This window comes from Paenibacillus sp. FSL H3-0329, assembly GCF_037963285.1.
In the GTDB taxonomy this organism is placed as follows: Bacteria; Bacillota; Bacilli; order Paenibacillales; family Paenibacillaceae; genus Paenibacillus_AQ; species Paenibacillus_AQ odorifer.
Genome location: NZ_CP150150.1, coordinates 742,524 through 757,386, shown reverse-complemented (window position 1 = coordinate 757,386; position 14,863 = coordinate 742,524). Strand labels below are relative to the sequence as shown.

Here is a 14,863-nt window from a genome sequence, read left to right as displayed (position 1 = left end):
TACATAAAATTACCGTGAATACAGAGCCATTCATATGTAAAAAGCATGAAAATGAATGACAACCCTTGTTATCTTATCATATCCGTACAAGGTATAGAAGCTATAGAAATGAACTTTTTTACACTCTATTAACACATACCCATTATTCCGAACACAAATCTGTATAACACTGGATATTCCGACTTTCTTATGTTGTACCATCCGCCCCGCCATATACCACATGACTGCTAAATGAAGGCGCATTAGGGACCACCAAAATATGGGTAATTCCTGGATACATCAGCTCTTCTTTTCCATCCCTCACAAAGCGGATCACATCCCCTGGTTCACGCGACCATCTGCCTTGGGTGACCTGTCCCCGCTGAAAAAGCAACGCTTCCCCGCCAAGCTCCACATCAATCTGAAGTCTTCCGACATCATCAAGCACTTTATGATCCGCTCCTATAACCATAACATTGGCCGCTTCCACCGGATTATCGTTATTTAGATCCAAATGAGGTTTGTCATTCACATAACGCTGATAGGTCTGACGTTTAGGATCATATTTATAGTCAACTTTATAACTTTTGAGCAGATAGTTTATGCTAAATTCAGCGGCTTTCTCTCCGTCCGCCGGTATGTAATCTGGATTATTAAAAAGATACCCGGGCACCTTCACACTTTGCGCAAACCCAAGCTTCTCGGCACCTTCCCGCAGTTTGGCTGCGTTGCTGTACAGGTTATGTGGTGCTTTTCGCGCTTTATCCCGCCAAAAATAAGCTCCGGCACGGCCGATCTCGTCCATATCTTCTTTTTTCTCTTTTTGCAAAATGGCATAAGCCGCCGGACTCCCTCCGGCATGCACCGTCACACCACCATAGCTCTCGCCAATATCAAGCAGATAGGGGCGAATGCTGCGAATCGGTCCGATTTTCACAACACCTGTATGGCTCTGAAAAATACCAATCAAACGCGTAATGCCACCTTCGGCAAGAATCTCATACAAAATATCTGCTTCACTAACCCCCGATTGCGGCCGGGCGGCAGGAGCATTATTTATCATTACGGCCAAGGGACGTGGAAGACTGTCTTCAGAAACTGGAAGACCTGTTAATCCGGATACGAGCTCAGCAGCGGGATCAATAGTAGGTGAGGGTTGAATCGTTTCGATAGGCGTGGGCTCTGCGGTAGGCTGCTGTGTCGGGGTGATCTCATTATTTGCACTCTGTGTTCCGCAAGCGGAGAGCAATAGGGTGGTCAATACAATGGCAGATAACAGACGGGAAGAAGAGCAATTTACTTTCATAAGCTTGTAGTTCCTCCTAAACGTTTTATGAAACTCACTGATTCCTTCCATTTAATCACAGTCAGTCCCATTTGTCTTGATTACCTACTCCCTTTTTCATAGCAAGCATAAGGAAATTTTATAACATGGAATAGATAAATTCTTATATTAAAAAAAGGGTACAGCCATTGCGGCTGCACCCTGCAGGTTTCTTATTCATTCAGTTAGTCTAGCTTCCAGCAATTCAGACTTAATGTCCCATACTGATAAGCCTGAAAAATCCGCTCTGCCTTCCTGCTGCCATCCGCTGTTCCCATCACGTAAAAGAGAGGTGCAAAATGCTCTCTTCCATAAGAAGGAACCGCATCGCGTACATTTGGAGCCTTTTTCTCATACGCAAAAAGTGAAGGCAAATCCCAGGATTCTAGTCCCTTGGCAATCCAGGCATCGAATTCAAGTGCCCAATCCTCAGGCTGCTCACTTTCACTTAGCATCCGCAAATTGTGAACAAGTCCACCGCTTCCAATCAGCAGTATGCCTTCGTCACGAAGCGGCGCTAACATCCGCCCGATATTGTACTGCTCCTTGGGAGAGCGCAGGGAATCGACGGATAAAGCAACTACCGGAATGTCGGCGTTGGGGAACATTTTTTTCAGTATCACCCAGACTCCATGATCGAGTCCTCGCCCCAGAACGGGCTGATGTGATAGATTGTTATCCTTGAAGAGCTCAGAAATCCGTCTTGTTAGGGCCGGATCGCCCGGGGCCGGATAGGTCAGCGTGTAAACTTCTTCAGGGAATCCGTAGAAGTCATGCTGTGTCTCGTGCAGCTCATCAACGGTAAGTAGCTGTTCAGGGCTATCCCAATGCGCTGAGAAAACTACTATACCGCGTGGCGCTTCAAGTTCTTGACCAAGCCGCTCCAGAAAACGGGTATACTCGTTATCCTCCAGTGCGAGGAGCGGAGAACCGTGCGCAATAAAAAATGACGGTAATTTCATAGGATGCCAACCTCCATAACCCAGTATATGGTGTGCATCTTTATTTTACCGCTTATTGCAAGTTAATGCGAATAAAAACCTTCTCCTAAATCATCCAATTCTGCCACTCTGTCTGCAGATGCTCTTGTTCGTTCATCCATTCTATAGTCCGCTTAAGCAGCTGCTGCTGCGCTGGTCCAGAAGAAAAGGTGTGATCCCCTTGAAAAATGATCTCTTTATCGCAACGTCCTTCCGGACGTGTCCAGAACAGCTTCTGATAAAGAAAAGCGTAATCCACCGGGATGACATCATCAGAGGTGCCATGGATAACGAGTACATCGCCGCTAAATTTGCTCGCTTCTTGGAAGGGCTGAAATGCCGCCAAAGAATTAAAATATACCGGCGTAAACGAGTAGCCCACATAATCGGCTGATCCATTCTTCACAGCACGATCATAAGCCTCCCGCCCTACAATTTTCACAATATCATTGAAAGGATAACCCACAGAGGCCCATAACACGAGATTCTTCACGCGGCGATCGCGAATACTTGTCAGCAGCGCCACCGCGCCACCGAGGCTATGGCCAATCAGCGTCACGCGCTGCGGGTCCACATCAGCAGAGCTAATTCCGTAATTCAGCACTGCTCTAGTCTGAGCGATCATCGATTCCATGTCTTCGCCGCCATAATTTCCGCTGCTCTCGCCGCAGCCCGCATAATCAAAACGAATAACCATATATCCCTCTTGTGCCAGCTCACGAGCCGCCTTCACAAAAATCCGGTCTACACCAATCCGATTCCCCACAAATCCGTGGCAGATCACGGCTAATGGCAGTCTATCCTTGCAACGCGAAGAGGTTCCCTTCTCTTTGTTCGGGTAATGTATGCTCGCCGTCAATTCTTCTCCGTTATGCCGGATTACAATATTCCGTTCCATTGCCGCATCCTCCTATAATTATATTTATATTAATAATTTAATTTATTTTAATTTATTAGAATTCCGATTAACTTAGTATGAATTATAATCTAATTATAAAGATTTCGTTCATATTGTCAACAGCAAGGGACAATTCTTAATAATCTGCGGGGAGTATTGGGCATTAGAGTCTGCACGACAAACAGGGTTTTCTGTAAGATATGAACATGACTCTGGGGCGCACACGTCGAGTGGATTGGAACCGCCAATCGCGCGGGATTCAGCAGCTCTATCGGATTCAGTAGCTCCATCAAACTCGGCGGCTCCTTGAGACTCAGTAGCTTCATCGGGCTCAGCGGCTCTATCGGTCTCACCTGCTCCTTCGGACTCAGCGGCTCCTTCGGATTCAGCGGCTCCTTCGGACTCAGCGGCTCCTTCGGACTCAGCGGCTCCTTCGGACTCAGCAGCTCCTTCGGACTCAGAAGACCCTATTCGCAGATTTAGCACACCTTTTGAATTCTATCGGACCCCATAGTCGCTATCACCCTGAAAAACAGCAAATACGAGCTTCTTTTCGAGCAATAGCGTCACTGGGGTCCGAAACTGTGCTGAAAAGGCGATAATTTGGCTAATAACGTCATCTGAGTCCGAAAGATGATGAATCTAAGACAACCGGGGGCTCTGGGAGCTCTGGGATTCCCGGGTTCCGGGGGTGCTTGGGTTTGGCTTTGGCTTTGGGTATGAGAACCCCACCAAAAAACAAAGAGCAGCGATCCCCAGATCGGAGGATAGCTGCTCTGTTGTTTTTTCGAGATGAATGACCAGGGTTGTTAATCAATCGTAGCTGTCGTTAAACATCTCATGGGTTTCATGGCTGCCTTCCCAATCCTTAAGCAAGCCCTCGGGGGTATCTTCCGCGGAAATCCCGCTGCTGAATCCATCGGATTCAGCAGCTCTATAGGACTCAGAAAACCCTATTCGCAGATTTAGCACACTTTTTGAATTCTATCGGACCCCATAGTCGCTATCACCCTGAAAAACAGCAAATACGAGCTTCTTTTCGAGCAATAGCGTCACTGGAGTCCGAAACTGTGCTGAAAAGGCGATAATTTGGCTAATAACGTCATCTGAGTCCGAAAGATGGTGGATGCTACGACAACCGGGGGTCTGGGGTTCGGGGGTGCTTGAGGTTTGGGTTTGGGTTTGGGTTTGGGTTTGGGTTTGGGTTTGGGTTTGAGAACCCCACCAAAAAAACACAGAGCAGCGATCCCCAGTATCGGAGGATCGCTGCTCTGTTGTTTTTTCGAGATGAATGACCAGGGTTGTTAATCAATCGTAGCTGTCGTTAAACATCTCATGGGTTTCATGGCTGCCTTCCCAATCCTTAAGCAAGCCCTCGGGAGCATCTTCTGCGGAATCCCACATGCTGAATCCATCGGAGCCGCCCCAATCCCCCATTGAATTATTGGGCGTAGGCTCGAAACCGTTGCCCATGGATCTTCCCTGTTCTTTCTTGTTCTCATGTTCCATAAAGCTCCCAACCTTTCCCAATGCTATATTGATCAAGCAACAACATTATCAGTGTTCACTCTTCTAAAAGGATTATGCATATCGCCATAGAAATGGTTGTCCTTGCGTAGACCTGTCATGCAAACGTATACTCTAGGTTAAAGACTATACCGATTAACAACACTGGAGGTTTACATCCAAATTATGAAAGTGAAAGATATGATTAAGGAAAATAACGCCCTGCGTGAGCAGTTGACGCCCTTCAATCGCTCCTATTTAGAAGATATGATTCTTGCAATGCGGGCCAGTCGAATTGACACCCTGCGCGGAGAAGAACTTTTGCTGGATGCGGCCAAGCTGCTGTTGAAGGAACAACGTAAAGGGAAAAATGCCAAGCAAGTATTCGGCGAGAATCCGCACGATTATTTTAAAGAAATCATAGACAGTGTTCCCGGGCGCCCGGTGCGCAGTAAATGGAACTATTACTTGATGATTCCCTGCGCAGCTCTGACCTGTCTTTTTGGGATATTGGCAATCGGTGGACTCTTCTTCCAATGGACTGACGATTCACCTGGAATGTTCGGACAGATCAGCCTTTTCACCCTGTTCGCTGTGGGAGTAGGCTCCATTATCTTAATTGAACTGATTATGAAATGGATGTCTTCCTTGTCGGAAAGCGATGCACCCAGTGCCAAGCCTTTTGATATAAAAAGCCTTGGAATCTATATTGGCATCGCAGTAGCTGCTGTATTTATCGGCATGTTCCTCGATCGGTTATTTCCGGTCATTACAATATCCCCGTGGGTAAGCTTAATTCTGTGCATCATTGGGGGGTTGGGACTGAAATTTATATTTTTCAAAAAATAAATATCTAGGCTGAAAACTTTATTCCATCCGATAGATAGGGGGAAACTTCCATGATTAAGAAACATTATATTCTCTACTCCGTTCTAGCTATAGCCTTAGGGCTAGGCATAGTACCCAGTGCTATTCACGCCGAAGGTGCTACCAGCCCTCCTGGGGAAGGCGCTAAGGCAATTCCTCAAGCAGCTAGCAATAATCATGCAGAGGCTGTCTATAAAGCTGCATTACCGCTGTTATCTACCTCTGACAAGTTACCCGAAGCCATAAAATATTTGAACTCCAATATGTATGCGGTAGGGTCATATCGTGCAACAATGATGACCCTGAAGCTTGAGAATCTGCATAAAGCTGCGCTGCAAGCCTGGGAAAGTAAATTCAGTACCAATGCTGTCCAGCGGAAGCTCACCGCCATTTATAAAGCAGGCGCCAGCATGTCGTCTCTTGCCGCTATTACTGATGATCTCCAGCTACGTACACTGCTGAAAAGTGCCAGCGAAAGCGGATATAAGCTGGAGACAGCAGAGGGTACTTTTTTCCCGGTGATCGATTATGGGGCTTACCGCAAGTACAAGCTATACGTTACCAATGATATCAGCGCTTATATTTCCATTATGGCCACCGAATCGGATCTGCCCTCTTCCAAGGACAACGGGCTAGTTATCGCCTGGACTGAGGTAGCAGCCAGAGCTTTATCTCAAGAGCAATTCATTCAAAATCATCCGAAATCAAACCGAATTTCTGCTGTAAAAGCCTTGTACACTATGTATGTGAATAATACGTTTTACGGCCAGAATAACACTCCTCTCTTCCATTATGACAATCTGGAAATGGATTTGGAGGCGCAAAAGGCTTACTCCAGTATTCTGACCAAAAATAATGACAACAGCCCATTTCTACAAAAGCTGGATAGCTTCATGAAATTAATGAAAGACAATAGCTATAAATTGACCGATGAGGTCGAGCAATATCGTAAGACTTCGTTACCTCTCTAATAAAGAAATCACAAAAGCCCGTCCCTGAAATGAATAGGGACGGGCTTGTTTATGTTTATTAACGTGATTATTAAGTGGATAAGAGAATTAAATAAGGATGTTAAAGAGATTAGAATCCTTATTGATCTCTACATAATCGACGCCCTTCTGCTGCATCCGTTCGATGAGAGGTTCGTAGGCATCCGTTGACAATAATTCAATGCCCACAAGCGCGGGACCATTTTCTTTATCATGCTTCTTGATATACTCGAAACGGGTAATATCATCGTGAGGTCCAAGGATTTCGCCCAAGAACTCACGCAGCGCACCTGCCCGTTGCGGGAAGTTCACCATGAAATAGTGTTTTAAGCCTTCATAAATCAATGAACGCTCCTTGATCTCCTGCATCCGGTCAATATCGTTGTTCCCGCCGCTTATGATACAGACAACTGTTTTGCCGCGGATTTGATCACGATATTGATCAAGCGCTGCGATAGGCAGCGAACCTGCTGGCTCAACCACTATGGCATTCTCGTTATATAGTTCCAGAATCGTGGTACAAGCTTTGCCTTCAGGCACCATCACGATGTCATCCAGATGACGGGAACAAATATCATATGTCAGTCCGCCAACACGTTTTACAGCCGCTCCGTCCACGAACTTGTTAATTTCCTTTAGAGTCACCACTTCTCCAAGCTTGATCGCTTCCGTCATAGAAGCGGCTCCGAGTGGCTCCACACCAATCAACTTGGTAGAAGGACTAACTGTCTTCACATAGGTGGCTATACCCGCTGCCAGGCCGCCTCCACCAATGGTTACGAACATAAAGTCTGCAGGGTTGTCCAGACTCTCCATCACTTCCATTGCAATGGTGCCGTTGCCCGCAATGATTCGTGGCTCATCAAAGGGATGGATCAACGTCATCCCATGATCTATACAAGCTTGCAGTGCTTCATCATAAGCGTCATCAAAGGTATCGCCCTTCAGAATGACCTCAACAAACTCACCACCGAACCGCCGTACCTGCTTAACCTTCTGGTTAGGCGTAGTGCTTGGCATATAGACCTTGCCTTTAATTCCAAGCGCCTTACAGGAATAGGCTACGCCTTGTGCATGGTTGCCCGCACTTGCACAGACAATGCCTTTTGCTCTATCTTCTGCTGACAAACTACGAATCATATTATAAGCTCCGCGGATTTTGAAAGAACGTACAATCTGCAAATCCTCGCGCTTCAAATACACATCACAATCATACTTGGCTGACAGCACAGCATCACGTTGTAGGGGTGTCCGGATTATGACTTCACGCAGTACGTGATGAGCCCGCACAATATCTTCCATTCCTACGATTCGGTCTTCCTCTTCTCTCATAACCCTCTCGCCTCACTATCTATCTGTTATTCTACTTCTTGTAACATACTCTCCCGAGGACATTTTTTCAAGCATCCTAATCAGTGATAAAGAAAAAGAGACTAAAGGAACCCCATAGTCTCTTACTAATATTTGCTATCCCTACGTTATGAAACCTACTAGTCCTGTTGCTTCAGCATCCACTTCACCAGGTCTGGTAAGCTTGTCCACAAACGTGAATGTACAATAACATATTCGATAGCCTCGTTAGCGTCACCCACGCCTACAAAATCAGGCAGGTTATGCGGCAATCTTTTGATACCTAACAGATAATCTGGCACATGCTTGTTCACATTCTTCGCCACGCGGTAGAGCATTTTGAGCTGGGAAGTAATCCCGTTCTTCTTATATTCTAAAACCATACGGTCATATGCTACTGTTGCTGCTGCATCCTTGCCGAACTTCTCCAGTACCTTCTCGGTCTTCTTAAGCTTATTGGTGTAAAGGTACGTTGCCGTTAGAAGGTAACGCGCACCTGTGTTATCTTCTGGGTTCAATTCTAGAATGTGCTCCAGCGTCTTTTGTGCTTCTTCTGCATTTCCGCTAAACCAGCAGGAGTCAGCGTAGCTTTTGCAGATTCGAATGTAAGAACGTGTCTCGTAAAGACCCCAGAAATGTCCTTTGTTCTCAGTGAAAAAGGCTTCTCCAAGCTCACGCGCACCCGCTTCCATCCCTGCTTTCAGATAAGCACGGGCATCTGCTTCATTCTCGGCTTCCTCAGCCAAAATGAGATAGGCGTCCGGACTGTCCGGATAAACTTCCAATGCCGCTTCTGCTAGCTGGATCCGACGATTGGATGCTTTAGTTTCCATTGCTTTTTGCAGCAAAGCCTGTTCCTGATCCTTCGGAGTACCTGAAACGTTGAGCAAAAGTAATTCTTCCTCTGCCCCGCCCATGCCGTACTGTTCGATATAATTAAGCATCTCTTTAACTTTTCTGGAGATGGTAGGTGCAGTAACCTCATGTTTGATCGCTAGATCAGCTTGAGTTTGAAGGAAACCATATTCCTCAGACAAGATAAATTCGATAGCCGCGCAGAAGGAGCCCATTTTCTTCACTGCAGGCTTGATGTGACGGGAATAACCATTCCATAGAACCAGACCTTCCCAGATTAGCTCCCGGTCATAGCTGTCTCTCATGGTCTCAATAAGGTGCATAGCCAATTGTTCATGTGCTGGATGCTCCCATTTCAGATCACGTGACACCTTTTTTTTGAGCGTAGTTAGGGTAAGTTTAGCTTCAGAAATGGCTGCCGCTTCTGGTTTCTCGGCCACAGCCACAGTAGCAGCGGATTCTTCCGTTGTTACCAGTCGCATGATGGATTCCACTGCAGAAGTTTCTTTCCCTAGGCAGCATTTCTTATATTTTTTCCCGCTTCCGCAAGGACACATATCATTTCTTCCAATCTTACTCAAAACGAATTCCCCCTTAAATCTGTGAGTAGCCATTCGCCATAAGCGTATCGCTAGTATGCACTATAAGTATCAACATTTTCAGGCACGAGGCATCCTTTATAAGGTTACTGCACAAAGTCTGAAGGACTCCGATTTAAAAGGGCCTTCCCATGATCGGAAAGGCCCTTATCTGTATATATCCGCACATTTTCCCCCGTACGTGTAGTATTATAGCACTTCTTCTATCACTTGTCAGTCCTTTTTTAGGACTTAAAGCGCAAAAAATTGCTAGATACAGTGCTTTATCCTTATACCAGAGCCTTCATAGCGATGTCGCTGCGATTCTGTTTCCCGGAAAAAGAGATTCCTTCAGCCCTAGCATAGGCTGCTGAACGAGCTTCGGCAATCGTAGCACCCAGGCCTACCACGCCTAAGACCCGTCCGCCGTTCGTTACCCAGCTGCCATCTGCCCCCCGTGCTGTACCGGCATGGAAGATCAGCCCTCCTTGGCTGTCCTCAAGCCCTTCAATCGGTACTCCCTTAGGATAAGAGCCTGGATATCCTCCAGAAGCGAGAACCACGCACACCGCTGCTTCGTCGCTCCATTCAATGTCGATATCCGCAAGTCTACCCTCGGTTACTGCCAAAAAGATTTCTAACAAGTCGCTCTTCAATCTAGGCAGCACGACCTGTGTCTCCGGATCCCCAAACCGGGCATTAAATTCGATGGTCTTTGGTTTACCTTCTGGAGAAATCATCAGCCCTGCGAACAAAACGCCGCTGAAAGAACGGCCTTCAGCTACCATAGCCTTTGCTGTTGGCTTAATGATGGTCTCAATCGCTTCTTGGATAATCGCCTCGTCGATATGCGGCAGAGGCGAATAGGTACCCATTCCACCGGTATTAGGACCTTTATCTCCATCGTAAGCGGGCTTATGATCCTGAGCGGCAGCCATCGGGCGAACTGTCTCTCCATCAACAAAAGCCAAAATCGACATTTCTTGACCCGCTAGGAACTCTTCAATGACAACCTGAGCGCCAGCTTCACCAAACACTTTGGTTACCATAATATCAGCTAGTGCCTGCTCTGCCTCTTCCCGTGAATAGGCAACGGTCACGCCTTTTCCTGCGGCAAGCCCATCTGCCTTGATTACGATCGGCAGCGGTTGCTCGCGTAAGTAAGCCAGTGCAGCTTCATAGCCATCAAATTTTTCATAGGCTGCTGTCGGAATATTATATTTGTGCAATAGATCCTTCATAAAGGTTTTGCTGCCTTCGATCTCAGCTGCATTCTTACGTGGACCAAACACAGGAATAGCCTGTGCTTCAAAAGCATCCACAATGCCCCCTGCTAACGGATCATCCGGTCCGATTACAACAAGACCTACTTCCTTCTCTTTTGCAAAAGCCGTCAGACGGTCGAACTCAAACACACCGATAGGCACACATTCTGCTAGCTGCGCGATCCCGGCGTTGCCGGGTGCGCAATAGATTTTACCAACCTTGGGGCTTTGGGACAGGCTCCAAATAATCGCATGCTCCCGGCCGCCGCCGCCAACCACTAAAATATCCATTAGAATAAAATCCTCCCAGCGTTCTAGTGTTTGAAATGACGGACGCCTGTGAAGACCATAGCAATTCCATACTCATTCGCGACCTTGATCGATTCTTCGTCTTTAATGGAGCCGCCTGGCTGAATAACTGCGGTAATGCCTGCTTTAGCTGCCATTTCAAGCGTATCTCCCATTGGGAAGAAGGCGTCAGAGGCAAGGACTGATCCTTTGGACTTCTCGCCAGCTTGTTCAATTGCAATTTTAGCTGCGCCAACGCGGTTCATTTGTCCTGCACCTACGCCAACTGTCATATCATCCGCAGCTAATACAATCGCATTAGACTTCACATGCTTAACTACCTTCCAGCCGAACAACAGCTGTTTCAATTCTTCTTCGGTTGGCTTACGGTCCGTAACAACTTGTAGATCATCCGGGTTCACAGAATGCACATCGCTCTCCTGCACAACCATTCCTCCATCAATAGAGGTAACTACGAAGCTGCTCTTACGCGCACTAGCCGTGCTGAGATTGCCGATTTTGAGCAGACGCAGGTTCTTTTTCTTCGTAAGGATTTCCAGTGCTTCTTCCGTAAAGCCTGGCGCCAATACGATTTCGAGGAAAATCTCTTTCAGCAGATTAGCAGTGTCCGCGTCGATAATCCGGTTAGCGGCTACTATTCCGCCAAAGATAGAGGTTGGGTCTGCGTTGTAAGCTTTTTGATAAGCTTCGTATACACTTTCACCGACACCTACACCACAAGGATTCATATGTTTAATGGCTACGACAGCAGGTTCTTCAAATTCTTTCACGATTTGCAGCGCTGCGTTAGCATCGTTGATATTGTTGTAGGATAATTCTTTGCCATGCAATTGCTCAGCTGCTGTAAGAGTATCCCCCGCAGCCAAAGGCTTACGATAGAAAGCCGCTTTTTGATGCGGATTCTCGCCATAGCGCAGATCCTGAATTTTCTCATAAGTCACGGTGTAGCGCTCAGGAAGCGGTTCGCCAGTAACATTAGCCAAATAATCGGAAATTAAGGCATCGTAAGCCGCCGTATGACGGAACACTTTTGCCGCAAGACGTTTGCGTGTTTCCAGCGTTGTATCTCCATCTGCGCGAACCTCTTCAAGCACTGTAGCATAGTCGTTAGCATCTACCACTACACTTACAAAAGCATGGTTCTTCGCCGCAGAACGCAGCATCGTCGGTCCGCCGATATCGATATTCTCGATAGCTTCTTCATACGATACATCCGGTTTAGCAATGGTTTCCGCGAACGGATACAGATTTACTACTACCAGATCAATGTAGTCCAGACCAAGCTCTTTCATTTGACGCGTGTGTTCCTCATTGTCACGAACCGCTAGCAATCCGCTGTGTACAGCCGGGTGCAAGGTTTTGACACGTCCATCCATGATTTCCGGGAATCCTGTAACATCGGAAATACCGATGACTGGAACACCTTCCTTAGCCAAAAGCGTGCTTGTTCCACCTGTGGAAATAATCTCTACGCCTAATGCAGACAACTCGCGGCAAAAATCCACGATACCTTGTTTATCCGATACGCTAACTAGCGCTCTTTTGATACTCACTTTGAATAGTCCTCCTTCGGGTTGTACGTGCGATTTAATGTGATGACATCTAAAAGCTTGGGAAACTATAAGAAAGAATCTGACTCTATTACCTACTACACGACACATAATGCCGCTTATGCAATATTTCCCGAGAAATACCCTGAAATCTCTCCGCCTGTCACCAAATGTCGATCCAAAACTTTGAATGACTACAGTGTGGCTTACTTTTCGCGGATAATCGTCTTTCTTCCACTCAGTTCCACTTTCCCGCTGGCAAAAGCGCCAACCACTTCAGGATATAACTCATACTCAACCTTATGAATCCGTTCCGCCAATGAATCCGCCGTGTCGTTATCCAACACAACTACGCTACGCTGAGCAATAACTGGCCCGGTATCCATACCTCCATCGACAAAATGCACAGTGACACCCGTCAGCTTCACGCCATAATTCAGCGCTTGTCCGATTGCATCCTTTCCAGCAAAAGCAGGTAGCAGCGATGGGTGAATGTTAATAATCCGACCCGCATACGGCGTTAAAAGCACTGGTGTAATGAGGCGCATATACCCTGCCAGCACAACCAGCCCGATATCCCGCCGCTGAAGCTCTGCTACAATCTCTGCTTCGTAGAGCTCACGGCTGGCGAAGTCTTTTGGCCGCAGCAGGAGGGCGGGAATTCCCGCATCCTCCGCACGTTGTGCTACAGGCGCTTCCGGCTTGTCCGAGACAAGCAATTCAATCCTGCCGTCTCCAAGCAAACCTGCTTTCTGTGCCTCGATCAGTGCTGCAAAATTGCTGCCCTGCCCCGAAGCAAAAACAGCGATTCGACTTGATTGCATCACACTTCAGCTCCAGTAAAGGTTACTTTGCGTTCCCCTTCTGTTACTTTCCCAATGATATACGCCTCTTCTCCGCTAGCCTTAAGCAGTTCAAGAGCGCGTTCTCCATCAGCAGCGCTAACTACGAGAACAAGACCAATTCCCATATTAAAAGTAGTGAACATATCACGGTTGCTTACGTTTCCTTTGTCCTGCATCAACCCGAAGATTGGCAGAATCGGCCATGATCCGTAATTGATCTCCACGTCTACATTATCAGGCAATACGCGTGGGATATTCTCGATGAATCCGCCACCCGTAATGTGAGCCATACCTTTTACCGGAAGCTGCTCCAGCAGTGCCAGCAAAGGCTTCACATAAATCTTAGTTGGTGCAAGGAGTACATCCGCCAGCGGAGCGCCAAGCTCAGGAAGCACGTCATTCAGACCATAACCCTCTTGCTCAAGCAAAAGCTTACGCACCAGCGAGAAGCCATTGCTGTGCACACCACTGGAAGCCAGACCAATCACTGTGTCTCCAGCAGCGATGTTAGCGCCTGTTACCAGCTTCGCTTTGTCAGCTACGCCCACTGTGAATCCAGCGATATCATATTCACCTGCTGAATACATACCCGGCATCTCAGCCGTTTCGCCGCCAATCAGTGCACAACCCGCTTGGTGACAGCCTTCAGCGATTCCAGCTACGATAGCCTCGATTTTCTCTGGCACCACTTTGTCGCAAGCCAGATAGTCGAGGAAAAAGAGTGGCTCTGCGCCTTGCACTACAATATCGTTCACGCACATAGCTACAGCGTCGATGCCAATCGTGTCATGGCGATCCGCCGCGAATGCGATTTTGAGCTTTGTGCCTACACCATCAGTTCCCGATACAAGCACTGGCTCTTCATATTTATCTTTATTGAGGCCAAACAGTGCTCCGAACCCACCAAGATCCGTCATTACTTCTGGACGGTAAGTACGTTTTACGTGCTTTTTCATGCGTTCTACCGCTTCATTACCAGCCGCAATATCCACTCCGGCGTTTTTATAAGCTTCCGACACTATTGGACACCTCATCTTTTAATAGTTTAGAGCGCGTTTGGGCGCATTCGGCTTTTGGGTGGTTGTAGGGGAGTTACTGCGAGGAATGTTTGGACTTCCGATCGCTGTTATGCTCGAATTCCTTTGAATTTTTTACCGCTGAGCGGTAGAAATTCGAGCATAAAGGCGAACGCTAACGCTTCTACAGTTCCAAACTTCCTCTCCATAACTCCCTCCAACCACCGGTTTGTCCCTACTGCAAGCCGCAGTGCGCGCCTTGCATACGGACCTCAAGACCTCGGTGCATGAGCTGCGCCATGCACCTTCTTAAGCGAAACAAGCGAGTACCGCATTTGCGTAGCAAACAGGGACGAGCTTGGAGAGCTGATCTTGGTGCTTAGAGCGCAGCCAAGTGCCTCCTTAGCGAGACAAGCGGCCCTCGTATTTGCGAAGCAAACAGAGGGAAGCTTGGCGAGCCAGTCCCGGCGGCGGATGCAGCCGGGGGGCGGAGCGTCGTAAAGCGTGTCCCGTCCGTGCGCAGCACACAGGGACAAAGCGAGCACTCGTACC

At 47.5% G+C, this 14,863-nt stretch carries 14 protein-coding genes; 3 read left to right on the top strand and 11 right to left on the bottom strand.

Annotated features, from left to right (window positions below):
• Nucleotides 1–187: 187 nt before the first annotated feature.
• The 5 genes from NSQ66_RS03330 to NSQ66_RS03310 all read right to left on the bottom strand — a co-directional run bounded on the left by NSQ66_RS03330 (nucleotide 188) and on the right by NSQ66_RS03310 (nucleotide 4,690).
• Nucleotides 188–1,285, bottom strand: a complete 1,098-nt coding sequence (locus NSQ66_RS03330; protein ID WP_036686869.1) for a DUF3048 domain-containing protein — start codon at nucleotides 1,283–1,285, stop codon at nucleotides 188–190.
• A gap of 203 nt (nucleotides 1,286–1,488) precedes the next feature.
• Nucleotides 1,489–2,265, bottom strand: a complete 777-nt coding sequence (locus tag NSQ66_RS03325; RefSeq protein WP_076142589.1) for a class III extradiol ring-cleavage dioxygenase — start codon at nucleotides 2,263–2,265, stop codon at nucleotides 1,489–1,491.
• Between the two features lie 85 nt (nucleotides 2,266–2,350).
• Nucleotides 2,351–3,181, bottom strand: a complete 831-nt coding sequence (locus tag NSQ66_RS03320; RefSeq protein WP_076142596.1) for an alpha/beta fold hydrolase — start codon at nucleotides 3,179–3,181, stop codon at nucleotides 2,351–2,353.
• A gap of 108 nt (nucleotides 3,182–3,289) precedes the next feature.
• A complete protein-coding gene (locus tag NSQ66_RS03315; protein ID WP_076142598.1) occupies nucleotides 3,290–3,667 on the bottom strand; it encodes a hypothetical protein in 378 nt (125 codons plus the stop codon).
• An 822-nt stretch (nucleotides 3,668–4,489) separates the two neighbouring features.
• The gene (locus NSQ66_RS03310) at nucleotides 4,490–4,690 is read right to left on the bottom strand and encodes a hypothetical protein (RefSeq protein WP_036680885.1); all 201 of its coding nucleotides are present in this window, start codon (nucleotides 4,688–4,690) and stop codon (nucleotides 4,490–4,492) included.
• A gap of 183 nt (nucleotides 4,691–4,873) precedes the next feature.
• Here NSQ66_RS03310 and NSQ66_RS03305 point away from each other — a divergent pair, with 183 nt between their 5' ends.
• Together NSQ66_RS03305 and NSQ66_RS03300 are read left to right on the top strand one after the other, a co-directional pair.
• On the top strand, nucleotides 4,874–5,536 hold the full coding sequence (locus tag NSQ66_RS03305) for a DUF1129 family protein (RefSeq protein ID WP_076100613.1): 663 nt from the start codon (nucleotides 4,874–4,876) through the stop codon (nucleotides 5,534–5,536).
• A gap of 50 nt (nucleotides 5,537–5,586) precedes the next feature.
• On the top strand, nucleotides 5,587–6,525 hold the full coding sequence (locus NSQ66_RS03300; RefSeq protein ID WP_081390193.1) for a hypothetical protein: 939 nt from the start codon (nucleotides 5,587–5,589) through the stop codon (nucleotides 6,523–6,525).
• A gap of 87 nt (nucleotides 6,526–6,612) precedes the next feature.
• Here the strand turns inward: NSQ66_RS03300 and ilvA are convergent, their stop codons facing one another.
• From ilvA to purM, 6 genes are all read right to left on the bottom strand, one after another.
• Complete coding sequence (ilvA, locus tag NSQ66_RS03295) at nucleotides 6,613–7,875, bottom strand: threonine ammonia-lyase IlvA (RefSeq protein WP_076104158.1); 1,263 nt, start codon at nucleotides 7,873–7,875, stop codon at nucleotides 6,613–6,615.
• 158 nt (nucleotides 7,876–8,033) lie between these two features.
• The gene (locus NSQ66_RS03290; protein ID WP_076142417.1) at nucleotides 8,034–9,329 is read right to left on the bottom strand and encodes an SEC-C metal-binding domain-containing protein; all 1,296 of its coding nucleotides are present in this window, start codon (nucleotides 9,327–9,329) and stop codon (nucleotides 8,034–8,036) included.
• A gap of 287 nt (nucleotides 9,330–9,616) precedes the next feature.
• On the bottom strand, nucleotides 9,617–10,882 hold the full coding sequence (purD, locus tag NSQ66_RS03285; protein ID WP_076142419.1) for a phosphoribosylamine--glycine ligase: 1,266 nt from the start codon (nucleotides 10,880–10,882) through the stop codon (nucleotides 9,617–9,619).
• A gap of 23 nt (nucleotides 10,883–10,905) precedes the next feature.
• Nucleotides 10,906–12,453: a bifunctional phosphoribosylaminoimidazolecarboxamide formyltransferase/IMP cyclohydrolase gene (gene purH / locus NSQ66_RS03280; protein WP_076136910.1), complete on the bottom strand. Its 1,548-nt coding sequence runs from the start codon at nucleotides 12,451–12,453 to the stop codon at nucleotides 10,906–10,908.
• A 203-nt stretch (nucleotides 12,454–12,656) separates the two neighbouring features.
• Nucleotides 12,657–13,274, bottom strand: coding sequence for a phosphoribosylglycinamide formyltransferase (gene purN / locus NSQ66_RS03275; RefSeq protein WP_038568663.1), 618 nt, complete (start codon nucleotides 13,272–13,274; stop codon nucleotides 12,657–12,659).
• Nucleotides 13,274–14,314, bottom strand: coding sequence for a phosphoribosylformylglycinamidine cyclo-ligase (purM, locus tag NSQ66_RS03270; protein WP_076136912.1), 1,041 nt, complete (start codon nucleotides 14,312–14,314; stop codon nucleotides 13,274–13,276). The genes purN and purM overlap by 1 nt, the downstream gene beginning before the upstream one ends.
• Nucleotides 14,315–14,683: 369 nt before the next feature.
• Here purM and NSQ66_RS03265 point away from each other — a divergent pair, with 369 nt between their 5' ends.
• Nucleotides 14,684–14,812, top strand: a complete 129-nt coding sequence (locus NSQ66_RS03265) for a hypothetical protein (protein WP_256719543.1) — start codon at nucleotides 14,684–14,686, stop codon at nucleotides 14,810–14,812.
• The last annotated feature ends 51 nt before the right edge of the window (nucleotides 14,813–14,863 follow it).

Excerpts from the sequence above, each read along its gene's own strand:
- NSQ66_RS03330 (WP_036686869.1), bottom strand. The coding sequence starts at position 1,285 with ATGAAAGTAAATTGCTCTTCTTCCCGTCTGTTATCTGCCATTGTATTG.
- NSQ66_RS03325 (WP_076142589.1), bottom strand. The coding sequence starts at position 2,265 with ATGAAATTACCGTCATTTTTTATTGCGCACGGTTCTCCGCTCCTCGCA.
- NSQ66_RS03320 (WP_076142596.1), bottom strand. The coding sequence starts at position 3,181 with ATGGAACGGAATATTGTAATCCGGCATAACGGAGAAGAATTGACGGCG.
- NSQ66_RS03310 (WP_036680885.1), bottom strand. The coding sequence starts at position 4,690 with ATGGAACATGAGAACAAGAAAGAACAGGGAAGATCCATGGGCAACGGT.
- NSQ66_RS03305 (WP_076100613.1), top strand. The coding sequence starts at position 4,874 with ATGAAAGTGAAAGATATGATTAAGGAAAATAACGCCCTGCGTGAGCAG.
- NSQ66_RS03300 (WP_081390193.1), top strand. The coding sequence starts at position 5,587 with ATGATTAAGAAACATTATATTCTCTACTCCGTTCTAGCTATAGCCTTA.
- ilvA (WP_076104158.1), bottom strand. The coding sequence starts at position 7,875 with ATGAGAGAAGAGGAAGACCGAATCGTAGGAATGGAAGATATTGTGCGG.
- purD (WP_076142419.1), bottom strand. The coding sequence starts at position 10,882 with ATGGATATTTTAGTGGTTGGCGGCGGCGGCCGGGAGCATGCGATTATT.
- purN (WP_038568663.1), bottom strand. The coding sequence starts at position 13,274 with ATGCAATCAAGTCGAATCGCTGTTTTTGCTTCGGGGCAGGGCAGCAAT.